At 69.0% G+C, this 22,594-nt stretch carries 21 protein-coding genes; 20 read left to right on the top strand and 1 reads right to left on the bottom strand.

All coding sequences use genetic code 11. From position 1 onward, the window contains the following. The first annotated feature begins 5 nt into the window (after positions 1-5). The 20 genes from hisD to FOJ82_RS12590 all read left to right on the top strand — a co-directional run bounded on the left by hisD (position 6) and on the right by FOJ82_RS12590 (position 21,243). On the top strand, positions 6-1,307 hold the full coding sequence (hisD, locus tag FOJ82_RS12680) for a histidinol dehydrogenase (protein ID WP_143938851.1): 1,302 nt from the start codon (positions 6-8) through the stop codon (positions 1,305-1,307). Next, positions 1,304-2,404, top strand: coding sequence for a histidinol-phosphate transaminase (locus FOJ82_RS12675; protein ID WP_143938850.1), 1,101 nt, complete (start codon positions 1,304-1,306; stop codon positions 2,402-2,404). Before hisD ends, FOJ82_RS12675 begins: the two co-directional genes overlap by 4 nt. Continuing rightward, positions 2,401-3,012 carry an imidazoleglycerol-phosphate dehydratase HisB gene (hisB, locus tag FOJ82_RS12670; RefSeq protein ID WP_143938849.1) on the top strand — a complete coding sequence of 204 codons (612 nt, stop codon included), beginning with the start codon at positions 2,401-2,403 and terminating at the stop codon, positions 3,010-3,012. Before FOJ82_RS12675 ends, hisB begins: the two co-directional genes overlap by 4 nt. Continuing rightward, positions 3,009-3,623, top strand: coding sequence for an imidazole glycerol phosphate synthase subunit HisH (gene hisH / locus FOJ82_RS12665; RefSeq protein WP_143938991.1), 615 nt, complete (start codon positions 3,009-3,011; stop codon positions 3,621-3,623). Before hisB ends, hisH begins: the two co-directional genes overlap by 4 nt. A gap of 29 nt (positions 3,624-3,652) precedes the next feature. Then, entirely contained in the window at positions 3,653-4,549 is an 897-nt protein-coding gene (locus tag FOJ82_RS12660; protein WP_143938848.1) for a hypothetical protein, read from the top strand. An 11-nt stretch (positions 4,550-4,560) separates the two neighbouring features. Next, the gene (gene priA, locus FOJ82_RS12655) at positions 4,561-5,289 is read left to right on the top strand and encodes a bifunctional 1-(5-phosphoribosyl)-5-((5-phosphoribosylamino)methylideneamino)imidazole-4-carboxamide isomerase/phosphoribosylanthranilate isomerase PriA (RefSeq protein ID WP_143938847.1); all 729 of its coding nucleotides are present in this window, start codon (positions 4,561-4,563) and stop codon (positions 5,287-5,289) included. Between the two features lies 1 nt (position 5,290). Continuing rightward, positions 5,291-7,657 (top strand): HAD-IB family hydrolase, encoded by a 2,367-nt coding sequence (locus tag FOJ82_RS12650; protein ID WP_143938846.1) that lies wholly within the window; start codon positions 5,291-5,293, stop codon positions 7,655-7,657. Continuing rightward, on the top strand, positions 7,658-9,178 hold the full coding sequence (locus tag FOJ82_RS12645; RefSeq protein WP_143938845.1) for a lactate racemase domain-containing protein: 1,521 nt from the start codon (positions 7,658-7,660) through the stop codon (positions 9,176-9,178). Beyond that, positions 9,175-9,990, top strand: a complete 816-nt coding sequence (locus FOJ82_RS16280; protein ID WP_185975782.1) for a lysophospholipid acyltransferase family protein — start codon at positions 9,175-9,177, stop codon at positions 9,988-9,990. Before FOJ82_RS12645 ends, FOJ82_RS16280 begins: the two co-directional genes overlap by 4 nt. A 31-nt stretch (positions 9,991-10,021) precedes the next feature. Then, the gene (locus FOJ82_RS12640) at positions 10,022-10,990 is read left to right on the top strand and encodes a GNAT family N-acetyltransferase (RefSeq protein ID WP_185975781.1); all 969 of its coding nucleotides are present in this window, start codon (positions 10,022-10,024) and stop codon (positions 10,988-10,990) included. Between the two features lie 53 nt (positions 10,991-11,043). Next, positions 11,044-11,817 (top strand): YebC/PmpR family DNA-binding transcriptional regulator, encoded by a 774-nt coding sequence (locus FOJ82_RS12635; RefSeq protein ID WP_143938843.1) that lies wholly within the window; start codon positions 11,044-11,046, stop codon positions 11,815-11,817. An 81-nt stretch (positions 11,818-11,898) separates the two neighbouring features. Next, complete coding sequence (gene ruvC, locus FOJ82_RS12630; protein WP_221933164.1) at positions 11,899-12,411, top strand: crossover junction endodeoxyribonuclease RuvC; 513 nt, start codon at positions 11,899-11,901, stop codon at positions 12,409-12,411. After that, entirely contained in the window at positions 12,408-13,025 is a 618-nt protein-coding gene (gene ruvA, locus FOJ82_RS12625; protein WP_143938841.1) for a Holliday junction branch migration protein RuvA, read from the top strand. Before ruvC ends, ruvA begins: the two co-directional genes overlap by 4 nt. 8 nt (positions 13,026-13,033) lie before the next feature. Then, positions 13,034-14,065, top strand: a complete 1,032-nt coding sequence (gene ruvB / locus FOJ82_RS12620) for a Holliday junction branch migration DNA helicase RuvB (RefSeq protein ID WP_143938990.1) — start codon at positions 13,034-13,036, stop codon at positions 14,063-14,065. A 77-nt stretch (positions 14,066-14,142) separates the two neighbouring features. Beyond that, positions 14,143-14,583 (top strand): preprotein translocase subunit YajC, encoded by a 441-nt coding sequence (gene yajC, locus FOJ82_RS12615; protein ID WP_143938840.1) that lies wholly within the window; start codon positions 14,143-14,145, stop codon positions 14,581-14,583. Positions 14,584-14,697: 114 nt separating this feature from the next. Further along, complete coding sequence (gene secD / locus FOJ82_RS12610) at positions 14,698-16,188, top strand: protein translocase subunit SecD (protein WP_143938989.1); 1,491 nt, start codon at positions 14,698-14,700, stop codon at positions 16,186-16,188. Next, positions 16,188-17,324, top strand: coding sequence for a protein translocase subunit SecF (gene secF / locus FOJ82_RS12605; protein ID WP_143938839.1), 1,137 nt, complete (start codon positions 16,188-16,190; stop codon positions 17,322-17,324). The genes secD and secF overlap by 1 nt, the downstream gene beginning before the upstream one ends. Continuing rightward, entirely contained in the window at positions 17,324-17,872 is a 549-nt protein-coding gene (locus tag FOJ82_RS12600; RefSeq protein ID WP_143938988.1) for an adenine phosphoribosyltransferase, read from the top strand. Before secF ends, FOJ82_RS12600 begins: the two co-directional genes overlap by 1 nt. 5 nt (positions 17,873-17,877) lie before the next feature. Continuing rightward, positions 17,878-18,948, top strand: a complete 1,071-nt coding sequence (locus tag FOJ82_RS12595; protein WP_143938838.1) for a potassium channel family protein — start codon at positions 17,878-17,880, stop codon at positions 18,946-18,948. Positions 18,949-18,969: 21 nt separating this feature from the next. Next, a complete protein-coding gene (locus FOJ82_RS12590; RefSeq protein WP_143938837.1) occupies positions 18,970-21,243 on the top strand; it encodes a RelA/SpoT family protein in 2,274 nt (757 codons plus the stop codon). Between the two features lie 12 nt (positions 21,244-21,255). Here the strand turns inward: FOJ82_RS12590 and FOJ82_RS12585 are convergent, their stop codons facing one another. Further along, the gene (locus FOJ82_RS12585; RefSeq protein WP_143938836.1) at positions 21,256-22,500 is read right to left on the bottom strand and encodes a DUF349 domain-containing protein; all 1,245 of its coding nucleotides are present in this window, start codon (positions 22,498-22,500) and stop codon (positions 21,256-21,258) included. Between the last annotated feature and the right edge of the window lie 94 nt (positions 22,501-22,594).

Raw genomic sequence — 22,594 nt, 5'->3', positions numbered from 1 at the left:
TTCTCGTGCTGAGAACTGTTGACCTGACCGGAGTGGACGTCGACTTCCGGGCCCACCTCCCGCGCGCCGACTTCAACGTCGATGCCGCAGTGGAGGTCGTGCGCCCCATCTGCGAGGACGTCCATGCCCGTGGCGAGACCGCGCTGGAGGAGTACTCGGCGAAGTTCGACGGCGTCGTCCCCGACAGCCTGCGGGTCCCTGCGGCCGTTCTGGAGAAGTGCGCCGAGGAACTGGATCCCGACCTCGCCGCCGCCTTCGCCGAGGCCGTGCGCCGTCGCCGCCAGGTGGCCGAGGAACTCGAGAAGGACCCCAACCCGTCGCCCGCGTTCCTCGCGGAGGGCGCGACCGTGGGGCTGCGCAACATTCCCGTCGAGCGGGTGGGCCTCTACGTGCCGGGGGGTCTGGCGCCGCTGGCCTCCAGCGTCATCATGAACGTCGTGCCCGCCCAGGTGGCAGGCGTCAGCAGCATCGCCGTCGCGTCCCCGCCGCAGAAGGAGTTCGGCGGCTGGCCGCACCCCAACATCCTCGCGCTTTGCCACATGCTCGGTGTGAGCGAGGTCTATGCCGTCGGTGGTGCGCAGGCGATCGCCATGTTCGCCCACGGCGTCCCCGGGGTCTGTGAACCCGTTTCGCTGGTGACGGGCCCGGGCAACATCTACGTGGTCGCGGCCAAGCGGCTCTTGCGTGGCGTCGTCGGCATCGACTCCGAGGCCGGGCCCACCGAGATCGCCATCATCGCCGACGCCACGGCACGCCCCGAATTCGTCGCCGCAGACCTGATCTCCCAGGCCGAACACGACCCGATGGCCGCCTCGGTCCTCATCACCGAATCGGCGGAACTGGCCGAGCAGGTCCAGGTCGAGCTCCAGGCACAGGTGTCGGTCACAAAGCACGCGGAGCGGATCCGCACATCGCTCGGCGGCAGGCAGAGCGCGATCGTGCTGGTCAGGGACGAGGCCCAGGCCATCCGCGTCGCCGACGCCTACGGCGCGGAGCACCTGGAGATCCAGACCGCGAACGCGGAGGCGGTGGCGCGTCGAATCCGCAATGCCGGCGCCATCTTCGTGGGTGACTACTCGCCGGTCAGCCTGGGGGACTACTCCGCCGGGTCCACGCACGTGCTGCCGACAGCCGGCTGCGCCTGCCACAGCTCCGGGCTCACCGTGCGCAGCTTCATGCGCACCGTGCACGTCATCAATTACGACGAGCAGGGCCTGATGGCGCTCGCCGACGGCGTGGAGCGATTCGCCAACGCCGAGGACCTGCCCGGACACGCCGCCGCCATCACTGTGCGGAGGCCCAGGTGACGGGCGACTTCACGCTCGCGGACCTGCCCCTGCGGGCCGACCTGGTGGGCGCCGAGCCCTACGGCGCGCCCCAGCTCGTCGTCCCGGTGGTGCTGAACGTCAACGAGAACCCGTACCCGCCGTCGGAGGCCGTGCGCCGGGAGATGGCCGAAGCGGTGGTTGCCACCGCTGGGTCCCTCAACCGCTACCCTGAGCGCGAGGCCCTCGCGCTGCGCAAGGACCTGGCCGCCTACCTGGGCCACGGCCTGAGGCCGGAGAACATCTGGGCGGCCAACGGGTCCAACGAGATCATGTCGCAGCTGCTGACCGCCTTCGGCGGCCCGGGCCGCAAGGTGCTGGCATTCACGCCCACCTACTCCATGTACCCGGAGTACGCGCGCAACACCTGCACCAGCTACGTGACCGTTCCGCGCAGGCCCGATCACACGCTGGACGCGCGTCTGGTGCTTGACGCCATCGCCGAGCACGACCCGACCGTCGTCCTGGTCACCACCCCGAACAACCCCACGGGCACCTCCACCGGTCTCGACGTGATCGAGGAGGTCGCCGCGAACACCGACGCGGTCATCGTCGTGGACGAGGCCTACCAGGAGTTCTCGCAGGGCCCCTCGGCGTTGGAGCTGCTGCCACGGTTCCCGCGTCTGGTGGTCTCGCGGACCATGAGCAAGGCGTTCGCACTGGCCGGTGGCCGCGTCGGCTACCTGGCCGCGCACCCCGCCGTCGTGGACGCCTGCCGGATCGTGCGGCTGCCCTACCACCTCAGCGCCCAGACCCAGGCCGTGGCCAGGGTGGCGCTGCGCCACGGTGACGAACTGCTCGCGCGCGTGGACGAGCTGGCGGCCGAGGCCCGCGGCCTGCAGCAGTGGCTGCGGGAGCGCGGCTACGACGTCGTGCCCTCCGACGCGAACTTCGTACTGTTCGGGAGGTTCCCTGACAGGCACCGCGTCTGGCAGCAGCTGCTGGATCGCGGCGTCCTGATCAGGGAGACTGGACCCGAGGGGTACCTCCGCGCATCGGCGGGCACCCCGGACGAGATGGCGGCCCTCAGGGACGCCCTGACCGACATCGCGCCGACGCTGGAAGGAACCAAGCCATGAACCGCACCGCAACCAAGGAACGCTCCACGAGCGAGTCCACCATCAAGGTCTCCATCGACCTCGACGGCACGGGCCGGTCCAACATCTCCACCGGCGTCGGCTTCTACGACCACATGCTCACCGCCCTGAGCAAGCACTCGCTGATCGACATTGACATCCAGGCCAGCGGCGACGTGCACATCGACGGACACCACGTCGTCGAGGACACCGCCATCGTGCTCGGCCAGGCCCTGCGCGAGGCCCTCGGCGACAAGTCCGGCATCCGACGCTACGGCGACGCCCTCGTCCCGCTCGACGAGGCGCTGGCGCAGTGCGTCGTCGACGTCGCGGGCCGTCCCTACGTCGTGTGCGACGGCGAGCCCGACGGCCAGGTCTACGCGCTGATCGGTGGCTCCGGCGTGCCCTATGCCGGATCGATGACCTACCACGTCGTCGAGAGCCTCGCCCTCAACGCCGGGCTCTGCGTCCACCTCAAGCTCATCTCAGGGCGAGACCCGCACCACATTGTCGAGGCCCAGTTCAAGGCCCTTGCCCGTGCGCTGCGCACTGCAGTCGAGCCAGACGCCCGCCAGCAGGGCGCGATCCCGAGCACGAAGGGCGCACTCTGAACGGGCCGAGGCGGGTCGGCCTCCTCGACTACGGCTCTGGCAACCTGCACTCCGCGGCCCAGGCGCTGCGTGCCGCCGGCGCTGCTGTGGTCGTCACCTCCGAACACGACGTGCTCCTGCGTCAGGACGCCCTCGTGGTCCCCGGCGTCGGAGCGTTCGCGGCCTGCATTACCGGCCTCGAGGCCGTCGGCGGCCGTGAACTCGTGGCCGACTGGGTGTCCTCCGGGAGGCCCCTGCTGGGCATCTGCGTCGGTCACCAGGTGTTCTTCGAACGTGGCACCGAACACGGCGTGGACACAGCCGGCCTCGGCCTGTACCCCGGCACGGTGGAACAGTTGCCCGTGCGAAGGCTGCCACACATGGGCTGGAACACCGTCGAGGTGCCCCCCGATTCCCGGCTCTTCGACGGGCTGGCGGGGGAACGGTTCTACTTCGTGCACTCCTACGCGGCGCTCGCCGCCCCGCCCGACGCTTTGGCGACCACCGCCCGGCACGAGGACCAGGAGTTCGTCGCCGCGCTCGAGCGGGACAACGTCGCCAGCACCCAGTTCCACCCGGAGAAGTCCGGTGCGGCCGGCGCACGCCTGCTGCGCAACTGGCTCGCCTCCTGAGCGATACCGCCACGTCGAAGGGAGCAGCCATGGTTCAGCAGTCCCCCCGTGACAGGGGCGCCCGCGTGGGCCTGGGGGCCCTGCTGGGTGCAGTGGCTGGCTTGGTCGGGCTTCTGCCCTGGCTGACGACCGGAGGCACCGCTCCGCTCCAGAACCTGTGGGCGACGGCTACGCCGCCCGACGGCATGCCCTTCGTCCTGCTGCCGTTCAGCCAGTACCACGTGACCGACATCATCGGCCTCGTCGTCGTCGGCTCCGCGGCCGCTGGGCTCATCGGTCGGATCCTGCGCGGCCGACTCTCCAGGGCAGGGATGATCGCGCTCGTCGGCGCGGCGCTGCTCGTGCAGTTGGTGGCCCTCGGCCAGACGACGCTCGAGATCAACGCCGGGCTGCAGGCCGGAACGGCCTCGGCGATCTACCTGGCGACCCTCGTGGGGGTTACCGCGCTGGCCGTGGTGGTGGGTCTGGTTGCAATGCTCCTGGTGTCACTCGCGCCCAGGGCGGGGGCGGTGGTGGGGCTGGCAGTGGGTGCCCTCGCGTTGGGGCCGTGGATGACCGGGCCGTGGATCGGCGGGGGCGAGCTCATCCCCGGCGCCGGAGGCGTGCTGCTCGCTGTTGCCCGCTGGCTGCCGCCCATGCTGGTCGGCGCCGCCATCGCGTGGGCCGGGCTCCGGAGCCTCGGCCGGGTGCTGGCGGCTCTCGTCGGGCTGCTGCTGGTGTGGGTCGTGCCGGCGCTGACGACGGCCATCCAGGCCTCCCTCGGATCGAGGGCGCTGCTGCGGGACCTCCCCGGCCTCCTCGACTACTTCCTCCGTGTCCTCGCCGCAGCGGCAACCACCCCCGCCGTCGCGCTGCCCCCGTTGGTGGTGTGCGTGGTGGTGGCCGGGCTCGGGATGCTGGTCCACCGTGGGCGCCGAGTCGGATAGGGTTGACCGTCGTGGAAGCCTTGCAGTTGTTGCCCGCAGTCGACGTCCAGAACGGCCAAGCCGTCCAACTCGTCCAGGGGGTGGCCGGAACCCAGAAGGAGTTCGGCGACCCGTTGGCCGCCGCCATGCGCTGGCAGGACGACGGGGCCGAGTGGATCCATCTCGTGGACCTGGACGCAGCCTTCGGTCGTGGGTCCAACGCCGAGCTCCTGCGCGGCATCATCGAGCAGCTCGACGTGCAGGTGGAGCTCTCCGGTGGCATCCGCGACGACGCCTCGCTCAAGCGTGCACTCTCCACCGGTTGCCGCAGGGTCAACATCGGAACCGCGGCGCTCGAACAGCCCGAATGGTGCGAGCGGATCATCGCCGAGCACGGCGACCGGATCGCCATCGGACTGGACGTCCGCGGCGAGAACCTCGCCGCCCGGGGCTGGACCCGTGAGGGCGGCCCGTGGCAGGAGACCCTCGACAGGCTGTCGGCCGCTGGCTGTGTGCGTTTCGTTGTCACCGACGTCAACTCCGACGGCATGCTGACCGGCCCCAACTTCGACCTGCTGCGCGCCGTGTGCGAGCGCACCGACGCCGCCGTCATCGCCTCCGGTGGCATCTCATCCCTGGACGACCTCCGCCGCCTGCGGGAGCTGGTGGGCGCCGGTGTAGAGGGCGCCATCATCGGCACCGCGTTGTACATGGGCAACTTCACACTCCCGGAAGCGCTCGACGTGGCCGGGAGGCCCTGACATGGCCAGCGCGCCGAGGAGCAGCTTCGGCGTCCCGGAGACCGCCTCCGTCCACACCCCGCCCCTGCTGGACGGGAGGATCCGGGACCTGCTGGCGGGCAAGAAGGTGGTGATGACCGGTGTCACCGGCTTCATCGGCGAACAGATGCTGTGGAAGTTCCTCACCGAGTGCCCGGAGGTGCGCACCGGAGTGCTGGTGCGCCGCAAGGGCTCTGTGACGGCCGCAGAGCGCGTGGCGAGCCTGCTGAAGAAGAAGATCTTCAAGCCGCTGGTCGAGACTGCCGGATCCGTCGAGGCCCTGATGGCGGCGCGGGTCGACGTCATCGAGGGTGACCTGCCGAACGTGCCGGACCTGCCACGCGACATCGACGTCCTCGTCCACTGCGCCGGCGACGTGTCCTTCGACCCGCCGATCGACCAGGCCTTCATGACCAACGTGATCGGCACGAAGGCGCTGCTCACCAAGTTCCGAGAGTCCTGCAGCGACGCCGCCGGCAACCTCGAGCGCATCCCGCACTACGTCCACATCTCCACCGCCTACACGGCCGGACGTCGCCGCGGCGCCATCCCCGAGGCGGCGCACGCCCACGACGTCGACTACGAGGCCGAGACGCGTGCCGCCATGGCGATGAAGGAACACGTCGAGACGCTCTCGCGAAGCTCGGAGCAGCTCACCGAACTCCGCAAGCAAGCGGAGAGGCTGCACCGTCGCGCCGGTTACCTCACGACGTCGGAGGACACCGAGCGCCGCCGCCAGGACTGGGTCGACCGCGAACTGGTGGCCGCCGGCACAGAGCGGGCCCGCTCGCTGGGCTGGACCGACGTGTACACCTTCGCCAAGGCGATGGGCGAGCGCGTCGTGACGGACCTGGGTGGGGACATGCAGGTCTCGATCGTGCGTCCGGCCATCGTGGAGTCCTCGCTGCGCGACCCCTACCCGGGTTGGATCGAGGGGTTCAAGATGGCTGACCCGCTGATCCTGGCCTACGGCCGGGGGCAGCTTCCGGAGTTCCCGGCCTCGCCCGATGCCGTGATCGACATCATCCCCTGCGACTACGTCGTCAACGCGATCGTTGCGGTCTGCGCCACGCAGCCGGAGATCGGCCAGCCTGAGTTCTACCACTGCAGCTCCGGAGCGAGGAACCCGCTCACGTTCCGGGGGATCTACGAGCACATCCGCTCCTACTTCTCGCAGCATCCCTACACCGAGGGGCAGGGCTCCGTCCCGCTGGCAGTGTGGAACTTCCCTGGCGCCGAGCCCGTGGAGCGGTTGCTCTGGTTCGCGGACAAGGGCATCAAGGTGGGCAACAAGCTGCTCAGCTTCGCGCCGAGGGGAAAGCAGGTCCGGGCGGCGGCGATGTCCCTGGACAAGACCGCCAAGCAACTCGACTTCCTGAACAAGTACCTGTCGCTCTACGGCGAGTACCTGCAGTCCGAGGTGCACTTCGTGGACGACTGCACCCTCGCGCTGCACCACTCTCTGCACCCCGAGGACCGGGAGGCCTTCGGGTTCGACTCCGGCGACGTGGACTGGACCCACTACCTGGAGGAAGTGCACGTCCCCGCGATCACCGACCCGGTGCGGCGTCTGGAGGCCGCGCGCAAGCGGCGCAGCCAGCGCTCCGCCACGTACAAGGCGCTCAAGCCGTCGGAGCCCGGCACTGTGCTGGCGGCCTTCGACCTCGACGGCACCGTCATGGCCACCAACGTCGTCGAGACCTACCTCTGGCTGAAGCTGCCCGAGCTGTCCATCGCGGAACGCGCCGCCGAGGTGGCGAAGGTGATCTGGCAGCTGCCGAACTACATCGGTGCCGAGCGCAAGGACCGCGGCATCTTCCTGCGCCAGATCTACCGGCGCTACGCGGGTGCCGACCTGGCCGAGCTCGAGAACTTCGTGGAGGAGCACCTGTCGGCCTTCATCCTCGACCGCACCTCGCCCGAGGCCATCCGCCGGATCCGCGAGCACCGGGAGGCGGGCCACACCACGGTCCTGATGACCGGTGTCATCCGCCCCCTGACGCGGCCCTTCGAGGGCCTCTTCGACCACATCGTCGCGGCGGACCTGGCCACCGACGCCACCGGTGTGTGCACCGGCTTCCTGTCCGGGCCACCGATGGTGGGGGAGTCGCGTTCCGCATGGCTGCGCCACTACGCGAACCTGCACAAGTTCGACCTTTCCAAGTCGTTCGCCTACGCGGACAGCCACGTCGACCTGCCGATGCTGCGCGCCGTCGGCAACCCCGTCGCCGTCAACCCCGACGTCGGCCTGATGCGGGCGGCCCGCTCCAGCAGCTGGTCAGTGATCGAGTGGCCGTCGGACTCCCCACAGCCCCGCTGGAAGCTTCCCCACGTGAGAGAGGAACGGTAGATGTCCCGTCCCGGTTTTGTCCTTGAGGTCGACGAGAAGACCCCGCCGCTGCTCACGCTGTCCGGTGCCGACCTGCGGCTGGAGCGCTTCGGCGTCGGAACCCGGGTCGCGTACCCGGCAGACTCGGTGGCCTCCGAGGACCCGGTGGGCCTGATCGACGCCGCGCTCGAGAGCCCCGTCGGGGCCGAGCCGCTCCCCAGCACCCTCGACCGCTCCACGAAGCTGACCATCGTGGTCCGGGACGACAAGCAGCCGGAGCCGCGGATGCGCTTCGACGTGCGCCGCAGCATCCTCGAGCGAGTGCTCGAGCATGCGGCCCGGGCCGGGGTGGACGACGTCCAGATCGTGATCGCCACCGGTCTCAACCGCCGCTGGAGCCGACCCGAGATCAGCAAGATCCTGGGTGACCGCGTCGCCACCTCCTTCATCCCGGACGGCCTCATCAGCAGCCACGACGTGACCGCCGAGGACCTGGTCACCATCGGCGACGTCGACGGCGTCCCCGTCAGGCTCAACAAGCGCGTCGCCGAGTCCGACCTCGTGGTCAGCATCGGAGTGGCCAGCGATCACACCTCGGGCTGTGGCCTCGCGCTCGGGCTCACCGACACCGAGACCATCAACCGCCTGGAGGGCCTGTACGCCGACCGGGCCACCACCGACCGGATCACTCGCATCGTGTACGACGCCGTGCCGACGTTCGCCGTCACCGCCGTGCTCGGGCAACCGCTGCTGGGGACGTCCCTGTCCTTCCTGAACAAGCGCGAGTGGGAGTGGCGCCTGCCGGACCAGTTCGCGTTCGCGACGGCCCGCCAACTGGTCTCCGCCCTGACCAAGCGCGGCTCGCAGAAGCTGTTCGGAAATCCCCTCGCCGACTACGCGATCTCCGACATGATCGGCGGGGACGCCGCGCTCGTGCGCCAGCAGGCACGCGAGGCGTGGATGGCCGCCAACTCCGTCGAGTTGCCCGGATCCGCCGACGTCCTGGCCGTCTCGGTATGGGGCTCCTCGTTCGACAACGGCAACCCGGTCGGCTCGCCCATCAACGCGGCCCACGATGCACTGGTGGAGCAGGCCGGTAGCCATGCTGGGACCCCGCTCGTGCGAGAGGGCGGCGTCCTCATCGCGCGCCACCCGCTGTCGCGAAACTTCTCCAACCGCACCCAGTCGGCCGCGGCCGACCTGTTCGCCAAGGTGTTGCCCGAGACGCTCGACCCGGAGGTCATCCGCGAGCGGTTCGAGGGCGCCGCCTCGCTGGACCCCTGGTACCTGGCGCTGTACCGCGAGCACTACGCCAACCACCCGCTCAAGGTCTTCCACACCTGGTACCGGATCAGGGAGGCCACCAACAGGCTCGGCGACGTGATCTGGGTGGGCGGGGACCGGCGCAGCGCCGCCGTCCTCGGGCACCGGGCAGCCACAACCTTCGCCGATGCGCTCGAGATCGCCTCCAACACAGTCGGCTCCCACCCGGACATCACGCACCTGCACGGGCCCGGCCAACTGCTCGGGGTCGTGCGGTGAGCAGGCAGCTCGAGTCCTGGGCCCAGGAGCGGCGCGAGCGGCCCAGGGTGAGGGTGACCTGGTTCTCCGACGTGTTCGGGTTCGCGGGCAGCCTGTTCGGGTTGTGCCACCGGCGCCCACAGGGCGCACCCCCGAAGGCTCCCACCCAGCGGCTGCGCCTGGGCCTGACGGACCTGCAGAAGACGCCGAACCTGCTACAGCTGCTGACGTGGCGCCTGGACTACCAGGTGGCTGGTCTCGACGCGCTCTCCGGCCTGCAACCGCCGGTCATCTTCGCGGTGAACGAGGCCGGTGTCCTGGACTGGCAGGTGCTGCGCGCCGTCCTGCCCAGCGGGCTGCGTGCGACCATCCGGACGCCGAGCCGTTCCCTTGCCCGCGGCAACAGCGTCGTGTTGTTCACCGAGGATCCCGTCGTGGACGGGGAGGTGGGGGAGTTCACCCCGCTGGCGGCCCAGCTGGCGAGCCAGTACAACGTCCCGATCGTCCCGGTCGCGCTGGTGGGCACGTTCAAGCTCAATGAGGTGCTGGGTCTGGCACTGCAGAACAAGCCGCACGTGTCGGTCCGCTTCGGCTCGCCGATCTACGTGCGCGGACGCTCGCTGGCCGAGGCCACCGGTGAACTGCAGTCTGCCGTGGGGCAGCTGTTCCACACGGGGGACCTCTCCTGGTGGACGGTGCAGCACCGACGCGCAGACGACCAGCCCGCCGCGGAGGCGATGCCCAGGTGGCGCAGGCTGTGGCAGCAGACCACGCCGCGCGTCGCCAGGACGCGAAGGCGGATTTGGCGTCGGCCCTCGACCCGCCGCGGATAGACTCGGTGCCAACGAAGCACCTGGGGGTGGCATGGACCCGTACGTCGGCAGGCACCTGAACTGGCGAGCGCTGACCGATGACGACCTCGTTGACCTCGACTCCCTGCGTGGCCAGATCGAGCTGCTCGACGATCCGGTGGTCTCCTCCCTGGAGCGACTCGTCGGCATGGACGACGTCACGGACCTTTCCGACAACAGCGTCGGGGGCTGGGACGACTTCGGCAACCTGCTGGCCTACGGCTGGAACATCGTCGACGAGGACGGGATCGCGAAGGTCTACCTGCTGGGTGGTGTGCACCCGACCCACCGCTACCTCGGGATCGGGCGCTCGGTGCTCGAGTGGCAGCAGCGGCGGGCGATCGAGTGGCGCGACGAGCACCGCCCGGGTGAGCCCGTCTGGCTCGGTTGCTATGTCGACCACGCCCAGGCCGGCCTCGGCAAGCTCCTGGAGAAGCTCGGCTTCGAGCAGGAGCGTTACTTCTACGACATGCACCGACCGCTCGACGACCTGCCTCCGCTGCTCGACGTGGACGGCGTCCGCATCGAGCGCTTCGACCAGCGCCACGCGACGGACCTCCTCAAGCTGCACAACATCTGCTTCCGCGACACCTTGGGCACGCGCAGGGTGGGCAACAGCGTCTGGCAGGAGTCGCTGACCCGCGACAGCTTCCGTCCCGCGTGGTCGTGGGTGGCCCTGGTCGACGACGCACCCGTCGGTTACGCCCTGTCGGGTCTCGACGAGGAGTTGGCGCTCGAGGGTGCCACGTTCGGCTGGACCGACCGGGTGGGCGTCCACCCCGATTTCCGTGGCCGCGGAATCGCGATCGCGCTGCTGCAACGAACCCTCGTGGCGATGGCCGAGGACGGCTGCGACGGAGCCGGGATCGGGGTCGACACGACCGACCCGGCGTCGCCCGGGTTGCTGAAGCGCAACCTCGGCTACGAGCCGCGTGACGGCCTCGTCCTGATGAGCAAGGTCGTGCCCGCCGAGCATCCCTGAGTTCGATAGGGTGGAGGGCGAAATCCGTCCACCCACAACACAAGGCAGGTCGCATGAGCGGACACTCCAAATGGGCCACCACCAAGCACAAGAAGGCCGTCATCGACGCCAAGCGCGGCAAACTGTTCGCCAAGCTCGTGAAGAACGTCGAGGTGGCCGCACGCCTGGGCGGCGGGGATCCCTCCGGCAACCCGACCCTCTACGACGCCATCCAGAAGGCCAAGAAGTCCTCGGTACCCAACGACAACATCGACCGCGCGGTGAAGCGCGGCTCCGGTGCCGAGTCGGGTGGCTCTGACTACGAGACCATCATGTACGAGGCCTACGGCCCCTCCGGCGTGGCAATGCTGATCGAGTGCTTGACCGACAACCGCAACCGTTCGGCCTCCGACGTCCGCGTCGCGGTCACCCGCAACGGCGGCACCATGGCCGACGTGGGATCCGTGCTGCGCCTGTTCGCCCGCAAGGGCGTCGTGGTGGTCCCCAAGCACCAGGCCTCCGGGGAGGTCACCGAGGACGCCGTCCTCGAGGCGGCGCTCGAGGCAGGGCTGGAGGAGACCAACGACGCGGGGGAGAGCTGGGAGGCGATCTCGGACCCCAACGACGTCGTGGAGGTGCGCAAGGCGATCGAGGCCGCAGGTCTCGACTACGACTCCTCCGAGGTCCAGTTCGTCCCGTCCTTCGGCCAGCTGGTGGACTCGGCCGACGTGGCCGGCAAGGTGATGCGAATCGTCGATGCCCTGGAGGACTCCGACGACGTGCAGAACGTCTACGACAACGTCGAACTCAGCCCCGAGGTGCAGGCGCAACTGGCCGCCGAGGACTGAGGGCCTGCGTGTCGGGCCGCGGTCCGGGGTCGCGCCCGCTAGGATCCGAACAGATGTTCGAGAGGGTGTGACATGCGAGTTCTGGGGATCGACCCCGGCCTGACGCGGTGCGGTGTCGGTGTGGTCGAGGGCGACATCGGGCGTCAGGTCAGGCTGGTCGGCGTCGGCGTGGTCCGCACGGACGCCGCCCTGGACGTCGCCAACCGGCTCGCTGAGGTGGAGGCAGGGCTCGAGTCCTGGTTCGACGAGTACCGACCCGACGTCGTCGCCGTCGAACGCGTGTTCGCGCAGCAGAACCTCAACACGGTGATCGGAACGGCCCAGGCCTCCGGCGTCGCAGCCCTGGTCGGGGCACGGCGGGGACTGCCCGTGGCCTTCCACACGCCCAGCGAGGTCAAGGCGGCCGTCACCGGCTCCGGCCGGGCGGACAAGGCACAGGTGGGCGCCATGGTGGTCCGCATCCTCAAGCTTGCCTCGGCCCCCAGGCCGGCCGACGCGGCCGACGCCCTGGCGCTGGCCATCTGCCACCTCTGGCGCGGCGGGAGCAGCAACAGGTACGCCGCCGCGGTGGCGAGAGCGAAGGGAATCGCATGATCGCGCAGTTGACGGGGACGGTCCTGCAGGCCGGGGCCACGCAGTTCGTGCTGGAGGTGGGCGGCGTCGGCTACCTCGTCCACACCACCCCTGCCACCGCGGCTGCGGTCCGTCCCGGGGAGACCTCGACCATCCACACCTCCATGGTGGTCCGCGAGGACTCCCTGACCCTGTACGGGTTCCAGTTCCCGGGGGAGCGGGAGGCGTTCGAGCTGGTCCAGACCGCCTCCGGCGTCGGCCCCCGCCTGGCCGCCGCCATCGTCTCCGTCCTGAGCCCCGCCGAGATCCGTCGCGCCGTCAACAGCGAGGACCTCAACCGGCTCTGCAGCGTGCCCGGGATCGGCCGCAAGGGTGCCCAGAAGCTCGTGATCGAACTCAAGGACAAGGTCCTCCTGCTCCCCGACGACGAGTCGGGGGCCGCTGCCGCCCCGCAGTCGTCGACCCGCGGCGAAGCGTGGCGCGAGCAGGTCGGGGACGGGCTGCAGGGGCTGGGCTGGTCGGCGCGGGACGCCGCCGCCGCCTGTGACAACGTCGCGCACCTCGTCGACGAGGACCCGGGCATCGCCATCGGCACCCTGATGCGTGCCGCGCTCAACTCACTGGCCCGCAAGTGAGCCGCCCCATGGAGCACTCCGAGGTGGACGCGTTGGCGCACCCCGAGGACAGCGAGTTCGAGTCGGCGCTGCGCCCCAAGCGCCTGGACGACTTCCACGGCCAGCCCAGGGTCCGCGACCAGCTCGGTCTCGTCCTCGAGGCCGCCCGCTTCCGCGGCACCAGCCCGGACCACGTGCTGCTGTCCGGGCCACCCGGGCTCGGCAAGACCACTCTCGCCATGATCATGGCGGTCGAGCTCGACTCCAACCTCAGGATCTCCTCGGGACCCGCAATCACCCATGCGGGCGACCTGGCCGCCATCCTGACGGGGCTGGACGCGGGGGACGTGCTGTTCCTGGACGAGATCCACAGGCTGGCCCGGCCCGCGGAGGAGCTGCTCTACCTCGCGATGGAGGACTTCCGCGTGGACGTCGTCGTGGGCAAGGGACCCGGGGCCACGGCGATCCCGATCGAGCTGCCGCCGTTCACCCTGGTGGGCGCCACCACCCGCGCGGGGCTGCTGCCAGGACCGCTGCGCGACAGGTTCGGGTTCACGGCGCAGTTGGACTTCTACGCCGCCGCGGACCTGGGCGGGATCGTGCGCACCTCCGCCCGGAAGCTGGGAGTGGACATCCGCTCGGACGCCGCGGACGAGATCGCGGGGCGTTCCCGTGGCACGCCGCGGATCGCCAACCGACTGCTGCGACGCGTCCGCGACTACGCGCAGGTGGGTGGTCACCCCGTCGTCGCCGTCGCCGAGGCGCGCCAGGCCCTCGAGCTCTACGAGGTGGACGAGCTGGGGCTCGACCGGCTGGACAGGTCCGTGCTCACGGCGCTGTGCAAGCTCTTCGCCGGGGGACCGGTGGGCCTGTCCACCCTGGCGCTCAGCGTCGGCGAGGAGGTGGAGACCATCTCCGAGGTGGCCGAGCCCTTCCTGATCCGCGAGGGCCTGATGATGCGCACCGCCCGTGGCCGCGTCGCCACACCCGCCGGATGGCGTCACCTCGGGATGGAGCCACCAGCGGGTTCCACGCCGTCGCTGTTCGACGAGGACGCCTGAACACCCGGGTGGGGGTTTCGTGACCGGTGAGCTAAAGTGATCGACGGCAAACCTGCTTGTCCCAATGAAGGAAAACAATGGATCTCATTCTTATGGTCGTCGCCTTCGGCGCGATCATGTACTTCCTGATGATTCGTCCGCAGCAGAAGCGGATGAAGCAGCACCAGGAACTCATCGCCTCCCTCCAGCCCGGTTCCCGGGTGCTGCTGACCTCCGGCATGTTCGCAACCCTGCGCCACGTCGGTGAGAAGCAGATGATCGTGGAGCTCGCACCGGGCGTGGAGATCACCCTGCTGAAGGGCAACGTCGCCCGGGTCGTCACCGAGGACGAGGAAGAGTTCGAGTTCAGCGACGATGCCGTCATCGAGGCCGATGACGTCGATGTCGAGGGCGTCGAGGGCGCGGAGGAGTTCAGCGCCGACGACCTCGAGCCGCACCACTTCACCGAGGGCTCCGGCGCGGCCGAGTTCGACCCGCGTCCCTCCGAGGACGACGAGAATCGCAAGAACGACAACTGATCCACGGCGCCGGCAGCGACGCCCCGACGAAAACGACTCAAAACTGTGGCAACAAGTTCCCGCAAGCCCCGCCCGGGTCTGACGCTGACGGCCTTCCTGGTCGTCGTCGGCCTGATGTACACACTCATGGCCGTGACCAGCACCTGGACCCCCAAGCTGGGTCTGGACCTGCAGGGCGGCATGACGATCACCCTGACGGCCACAAACCGCGAGGTCCCGGCGGAGTCGCTGGAGACCGCCAAGAACATCATGCAGCAGCGCGTCGACGGCCTCGGCGTCGGTGAGGCGTCGGTGTCCACGTCCGGTGACCGCAACATCATCGTGTCCGCACCCAACGTGCAGCGCGACGACCTGGTCGACCTCGTGGGCGCCACCGCCCAGCTGGCGTTCCGGCCGGTCCTGGCCGTGGCCACCGGCACCGGGATAGTCCCCGAGCCCGAGGACGAGGGCCCCGGCCTGCCCACCGCCCCGCCCGAGGAGGGCGACGGCGAACGGCTCCCGATGTCCGAGGTACTTGCCTACACCCCCTCGGCCGAGGACACCGCCGCGTTCAACGAGTACGTCTGCGGGTCGGAGACCCCTGACAGGCTTGACCAGCCGCTGTTCGCCTGTGACTCCATCGGTTCGCAGAAGTACCTGCTCGGCCCCGTGGCGATCGCCGGTGAGCAGGTCACCGACGCGTCCTCCGGGATCCCGGCGCAGCAGGTGCAGTACGTCGTCACCCTCGACTTCGACGACGCGGGCGCGCAGCAGATGTCGCAGCTCACGCAGACCCTGCTGCCGAAGACCGAGCCGCTGAACATGTTCGCGATCGTGCTCGACGGTGTCGTCGAGTCCGCGGCCACCACGAACGCCCACATCACCAACGGCGAGGCGATGATCAGCGGCAACTTCACCGCCGAGTCCGCCGCGGCGCTGGCGAACGTCCTGAAGTTCGGGTCCCTCCCGCTGTCGTTCGAACCGTCGCAGGTGGAGAACGTCTCACCGACCCTGGGTGGCGAGCAACTGCAGGTCGGTCTCCTCGCCGGCCTGGTGGGGCTGATCATCGTCCTGCTGTACTGCTTCGTCTACTATCGCGGCCTCGGCATCGTCGTGCTCGGCTCGCTGGCAGTGGCGGCACTGGCGACGTACGCGTCGATGGTGTTGCTCGGGCAGGCCGTGGGCTTCACGCTCAGCCTGCCGGCCATCGCCGGCGCGATCGTGGCGATCGGCGTGACGGCGGACTCGTTCGTCATCTACTTCGAGCGCATCCGTGACGAGATCCGCGAGGGCCGCAGCCTGCGCTCGGCCATCCAGACCGGTTGGGTGAAGGCCCGCTCCACGATCATCATCTCCGACCTGGTGCAGCTCCTGTCCGCCACGGTGCTGTTCCTGCTCGCCGTCGGTGGCGTCCAGGGCTTCGCCTTCGCGCTGGGCCTGACCACGCTCATCGACCTCGCGGTGTGCTTCTTCTTCACCAAGCCGATGGTCACGCTGCTGGGGCGCACGAAGTTCTTCGGTGAGGGACACAAGCTCTCCGGGCTCGACGCCGCCCACATGGGCGTCTCGCGGGACTCGCTGCTGGGCCGTCGCATCCGCCGCACCACCCGACTCAAGGAGGCGTGATGTCAGCCACCAAGATGGGCCTCGCCCACCGGCTCTACACCGGTCAGACATCCATCCAGTTCATCAAGAACCAGCGCATCTGGTACATCTTCTCGGGCGTCCTGCTCGGGATCGCGCTGCTGGCGCTGCTGATCCGCGGGCTCGTCCTCGGGATCGAGTTCGTCGGTGGCACCGACTTCCAGGCCCCGATGCAGGTCACCGCCAACACCGTTGACGAGGTCCGCGCCGCCGTCGACGAGTTCGAGGTGGCGGACCTGGAGGCGCAGGTCTTCGCCCTGGGTGACTCGGCGATCCGGATCCAGGTCCGTTCGCTGAACCCCGACGAGACCACGTCGGTCCGGGCGGCGATCGCCGAGCTTGCCGGGGCCACGCCCGAGGACGTCACGTACAACGCCATCGGCGCCTCGTGGGGCCAGCAGGTCTCACAGCAGGCCGGTATCGCCCTGGTGATCTTCGTGGTCCTGGTCATGCTGCTCATCTGGGCCTGGTTCCGGGACTGGAAGATGTCGGTGGCCGCCGTCCTGGCACTCGCCCACGACGTGGTCATCACGCTGGGCGTCTACGCCCTGGTCGGCTTCACGGTCACGCCCGCCACCCTGATCGGCATCCTGACCATCCTCGGTTACTCCCTGTACGACACCGTGGTGGTGTTCGACAAGATCAAGGAGAACGTCACCGGCCTGAGGGACTCCAGGGACACCTACTCGGAGCGGGCGAACCTCGCCATCAACCAGGTCGTCGTCCGCTCGATCAACACCACCATCATCGGCGTGCTGCCCGTGGGTGCCCTGCTGATCGGTGGCCTGACCCTGGCCAGCGGCCCGCTGCAGGACCTCGGCCTGGCGCTGTTCGTCGGAATGATCGCCGGCGCCTACTCGTCGCTGTTCATCGCAGCGCCGTTGCTGGCGCTCCTCAAGGAGCGCGAGCCGGCGCAGGTCGAGCACCGCGAGACGATCAAGCGTCGCATCGAGCGGTCCGAGGCAAAGGAGCAGCGTCGTGCGGAGCGGGAGGCCGAACTGGCGCGAGCCGCCGTGGGCGGTGGCGGCGAGTCGTCACCCGGAGTGGCATCCGCCTCGACGGGGCCGCGCAAACCTCGTAGGTCCAACACCACTCGTGCGGAGCGGAAGAAGCATTGATTCATCTCGAGCAGAGTGAGGCCCGCAAGCGACTGATTGCGGGCCTCATCCGTGACGTGCCGGACTTCCCGAAGCCCGGGGTCACGTTCAAGGACATCACCCCGTTGCTGGCCTCGCCGAACGGGTTCCAGGCCGCGATCACCGAGATCATCGATGCCGCTCCCAGGGACATCGACGTGGTGGTGGGGATGGAGGCGCGCGGGTTCATCTTCGCATCCCCCGTGGCGCTGGCGCTCGGTGCCGGTTTCGTCCCGGTCCGCAAGCCGGGCAAGTTGCCCGGCGCGGTCCTGAGCCAGTCGTTCGAGCTGGAGTACGGGTCCGCCGAGCTCAACCTGCACGCGGACGCCATCAAGCCCGACGCCCGGGTGCTCGTGGTCGACGACGTGCTCGCCACCGGCGGTACCGTTGGGGCCACCGCTGCGCTGCTGAAGCAGATCGGGGCCGAGCTCGTGCACGTGTCCGTGGTCATGGAGCTGGGGTTCCTCGGGGGCCGGGAGTACCTGGTCCAGCGTGGCATCGACAGTTCAAGCGCAATCCTGACAGTCTGATACCCATGGCAAGACTGAGGCGGGCCGACTCACAGGGCATCAACGCCATGGTCAGCATGCCGCGGCCGACCTCCCGCCCCATCATGGAGCTCGTGCGGCGCGCGCTGCTGGCCTTCGGCCTGCTGCTGTTCAGCACCATGCTGGTGTGGCTGGACCGGGGCGCCTACGTGGACAACGTGAACGCCGACGGCGTCGGCTTCATCGACGCGCTCTACTACTCGACCGTCACCATGACCACAACCGGCTACGGCGACATCACACCGATGGAGCCACACGCCCGGCTCCTCAACGCCATCATCATCACGCCGATGCGCGTCGGGTTCCTGGTCCTGCTGGTCGGCACCACCATCGAGGTGCTCGCCAACCAGGGCAGCCGCGTCATCCGTGACCTGCAGTGGAGGAAGAGAATGCGCAACCACGTCGTCGTGATCGGCTACGGCACCAAGGGCCGTAGCGCCGTCAACACCATGCGCCGCCACGGGGTGCCTCCTGAGAAGATCGTCGTGATCGACGGCAGCTCCATGGCGGTCGAGGACGCCAACCTCGACGGGCTCGCCGCCTTCCAGGGCGACGGCACCCGGCGCCAGTTGCTGCGGCGCGCGGAGATCTCCAAGGCCAAGGAGATCATCATCTGCCTGGACAGGGACGACGCCGCCATCCTCACAACCCTGACGGTGCGACAGCTGAACCCGTCGGCCGGGATCGTGGTATCGGTGCGCGAGCACGAGAACGTGCCCCTCGTGCGCCAGTCGGGCGCGACGTCGGTCGTGACGTCGGCTGACACCGTCGGGCGCCTGATGGGCCTGTCCGCCGTCGGTCCAGACCTCGGTGCGATCATCCAGGACCTCCTGACCAGCGGCACCGGGCTCGAGGTGAACCAGCGCCAGGCGACCCCGGACGAGGTGGGCAAGAACCCGGCCTCGTTCGTGGGCGAACGCGTGATCGGCGTGGTCCGCAACGACACGCTGCGCCGCTTCTACGACCCGACGGCCGCGAAGATCGAGGCCGGTGACGAGCTGATCGTCGTCCGCAAGGGCGCCGGTCGGATCGACGGGAAACGCGAGCGGGAGGAGTAGTCTCGGCGATGGAGGTGGACCATGGCTGAGCCAGAAGTTGAGCAGGGCAACGTTCTGCGGCGGTTCTCGTCGCCCGAACAGCCCCGGTTTCGCATGCGCCACCGCCTTGCGCGCCTCGGGGCGGTGCGGTCCCGTGCGGCCGTGCTGGACCCGTTGTTCAAGATCGTGCGCACCAGCCACCCCAAGGCGGACCTGGAGATAATCGAGCGGGCCTACCGCGTGGCCGACCACCACCACCAGGGCCAGAAGCGCAAGTCCGGCGATCCCTACATCACCCACCCCCTCGCAGTGGCCACCATCCTCGCCGAGCTCGGCATGACCGAGCCGGTCATCGTCGCCGCGCTCCTGCACGACACCGTCGAGGACACCGACTACTCCCTCGAACAGTTGCGCGCGGACTTCTCCGACGAGGTGGCGCGGATGGTGGACGGCGTCACCAAGCTGGACAAGGTCACCTACGGGGAGACCGCAAAGGCCGAGACCATCCGCAAGATGATCATGGCCACCAGCGAGGAGGTGCGCGTCCTGGTCATCAAGCTCGCGGACCGGCTGCACAACATGCGCACCCTCGGTTTCCTGCGGCCCGACAAGCAGGTCCGCATCGCCACCGAGACGCTGAACATCTTCGCCCCGCTGGCCCACCGACTGGGCATGAACACCATCAAGTGGGAGCTGGAGGACCTCTCCTTCGCCGCGATCGAGCCCAAGGTGTTCGCGGAGATCGCCGCGCTGGTCACCGCCCAGGCGCCCGGCAGGGAGAAGTACCTGCGGGAGCTGATCGCGCAGTTCCAGCAGCTGATGGGCGAGAACAAGATCAAGGCCACCGTCTACGGACGTCCGAAGCACTACTACTCGATCTACCAGAAGATGATGGTGCGCGGCCGCGACTTCAAGGACATCTTCGACCTGATCGGCCTGCGGATCCTGGTCGAGGACGTGCGTGACTGCTACGCGGTGCTCGGCGTTGCGCACTCCGCGTGGAAGCCCATCCCGGGCCGGTTCAAGGACTACATCGCCAACCCGAAGTTCAACATGTACCAGTCGCTGCACACGACGGTGCTGGGTGCCCGCAACGAGCCGGTCGAGCTGCAGATCCGCACGCACGAGATGCACCGCCGCGCCGAGTACGGTGTCGCGGCCCACTGGAAGTACAAGGCGAACCTCCGCGACGGCGTGACGCCCGAGGAGGCCGGCCTGCGGGCCATGCACCAGCTCGGCGTGATGAGCAAGGAGACCGAGGACCCGGGCGAGTTCCTGGACTCGGTGCTGTTCGAGATCAACTCCGACGAGATCTACGTCTTCACCCCGAAGGGCGAGGTGATGGCGCTGCCGAAGGACGCGACTCCGGTCGACTTCGCCTTCTCCGTTCACACCGAGGTGGGCTACCACTGCATCGGTGCCAGGGTGAACGGTCGGCTCGTGGCGCTGTCGACGCCGCTGGTGCAGGGCGACAAGGTGGAGATCCTCACCTCGAAGAGCCCCAACGCCGGTCCCAGCCGCGACTGGCTCGAGTTCGTCGTCTCGAGCCGGGCCCGCCAGAAGATCCGTCAGCACTTCTCCCGCGAACGCCGGGACGAGGCCATGGACGCCGGCAAGGAGATGCTCGCCAAGCAGCTGCGGCGCACGGGGCTGCCGATGCAGCGCCTGCTCACCCTCGAGAACCTCACCGCGGTCGCGAACGAGTTGCGGCAGACCGACGTCTCCAACCTCTACCAGGCGATCGGCGAGGGCCAGGTCTCGGCGCAGTCCGCCGTGGAGCACCTCGTCGCCCTGCACGGCGGGGAGGACGAGACCGTCGACACGGTCACCGAGGACGTCGTCGTCAAGCAGCGGCACCGGCCGGACACCTCCGGCGACACCAGGATCCTGGTGGAGGGTGACGCGTCGATGGTGGTCAAGCTCGCGAAGTGCTGCTACCCGATGCCGGGCGACGAGATCGTGGGCTTCATCACGCGGGGCGACGGCGTGTCGGTGCACCGCGCCGACTGCACCAACGTGCCGTCACTGAGGGAGCAGCAGCCCGAGCGCATCATCAACGTCTCCTGGGCCGACAACGTCGGTTCCTTCATGGTGACGATCCAGGTGGAGGGCCTCGACCGGGCCAGGATGCTCTCCGACGTCAGCGCCGCCTTCTCCGAGCAGCACATCGACATCCTGTCGGCCAACATCACCACGTCGAAGAACCGGCAGTTCATCGGCCGCATCACCTTCGAGGCGCCCGACCCGACGCACCTCGGCCACGTGATCAAGCAGGTGCGCCAGGTACCGGGCGTCTTCGACGCCTTCCGCGTCTAGGGGATCGGGCCCCTAGGCGTTGAACTCGGCCAGTGTCTCCTTGGCCTGGTCCAGCCAGGACTGGTAGGTCTCCAGCGACTTCGCGGTGTCCTTGACCTTGCGCGTGTCGCCCTTGGCCTCGGCATCGGCGAGGTCGGCCTGCAGCTTGTCCACCTGCGACTGGAACAGTGCGACGGTGTCCTCCGCGCGCTGCCTGGCCTCGGGGTCGGTGCGGCGCCACTCGTCGGCCTCGAGCTCGGAGACCTTGTCGCCGATCCGGCGGACCCGGTTGTCCAGGTCGCGCATGGCCTTGCGCGGCACGTGGCCGAGCTCGGAGTACTTCTCGAGGAACTCGCGGTGGACGGACTTGGCCTTCTCGACGTCGGTGACGCCCTCGAGGTCCTTCTCCACCTGTTCCACGAGCGCTGTCTTGGCGGCCAGGTTCTCGGCCTCCTCGCCGTCGACGGCCTGCTGGGCGTTGGTCCGAGCGTCGAAGAACTTGTCCTGGATGGCGCGGAAGCGGGCCCACAGGGCGTCGTCGTCGGAGCGGCGCGCCGAGCCGGCGGCCTTCCAGCGTGCCATCAGGTCACGGAACGCGCCGGCGGTCGGGCCCCAGTCGGTCGAGTCGGCGAGCGGCTCGGCCTCGGCGATGATCGCCTCCTTGATCGCCTTCGCCTCGTCGCGGTGGGAGTTCACCTCCGAGAAGTGAGCCTTGCGGCGCCGCGTGTACTGCGTGCGAGCCGAGGAGAACCGACGCCACAACTCGTTGTCAGTGGCGCGGTCGATGCGGGGGAGGGCCTTCCACTCCTCGAGGAGGTTGCGAAACCTGTCCACGCCTCCGCGCCAGTCGTTGCCCGTGGAGAGTGCCTCAGCCTCGTCCACCATGGCCTGCTTGGCCGCGACGGTTGCGGCGTTCTGCTCGGCCCGCGCCGCCTTGCGTGCCTCGATCTGTGCGGGGAGGAGCTCCTCGAGCTTCTCGAGCTGCGCGGTCAGCGCCGGCAGGTCACCGACGGCGTTGGCCTCGGCGACGTTGGCCTTCAGGGTGTCGATGGCCTTGCGGGCATCCTCCGGCGACATCGCCTGGGATTCGACGCGGGAGCCGAGGAGGTTCACCTCGGCGGCAAGGTTCTCGTAGCGACGGGTGTAGAACCCGAGCGCCTCTTCGGGGGTGGCGTCGGGGACCTGCCCGACGCTCCTTTCTGTGTCACCCACTGTGACGTAGACCGTGCCGTCCTCATCGACGCGGCCGAAGTCCTTGGGCGCTTGCGTTTCAGTCATGCGCACAAATCTAGCCGGAATGAGTCACGGCGTCGCATCGTTGTCCGATCCGAGTAGGCTGAACGCGACTGTGGCCCTCGAGGTAACAGTTCCA

Origin of the sequence: Tessaracoccus rhinocerotis, from assembly GCF_007197885.1 — a bacterium.
Taxonomy (GTDB): domain Bacteria; phylum Actinomycetota; class Actinomycetes; order Propionibacteriales; family Propionibacteriaceae; genus Arachnia; species Arachnia rhinocerotis.
This window is presented reverse-complemented; position numbering and strand designations above follow the sequence as displayed.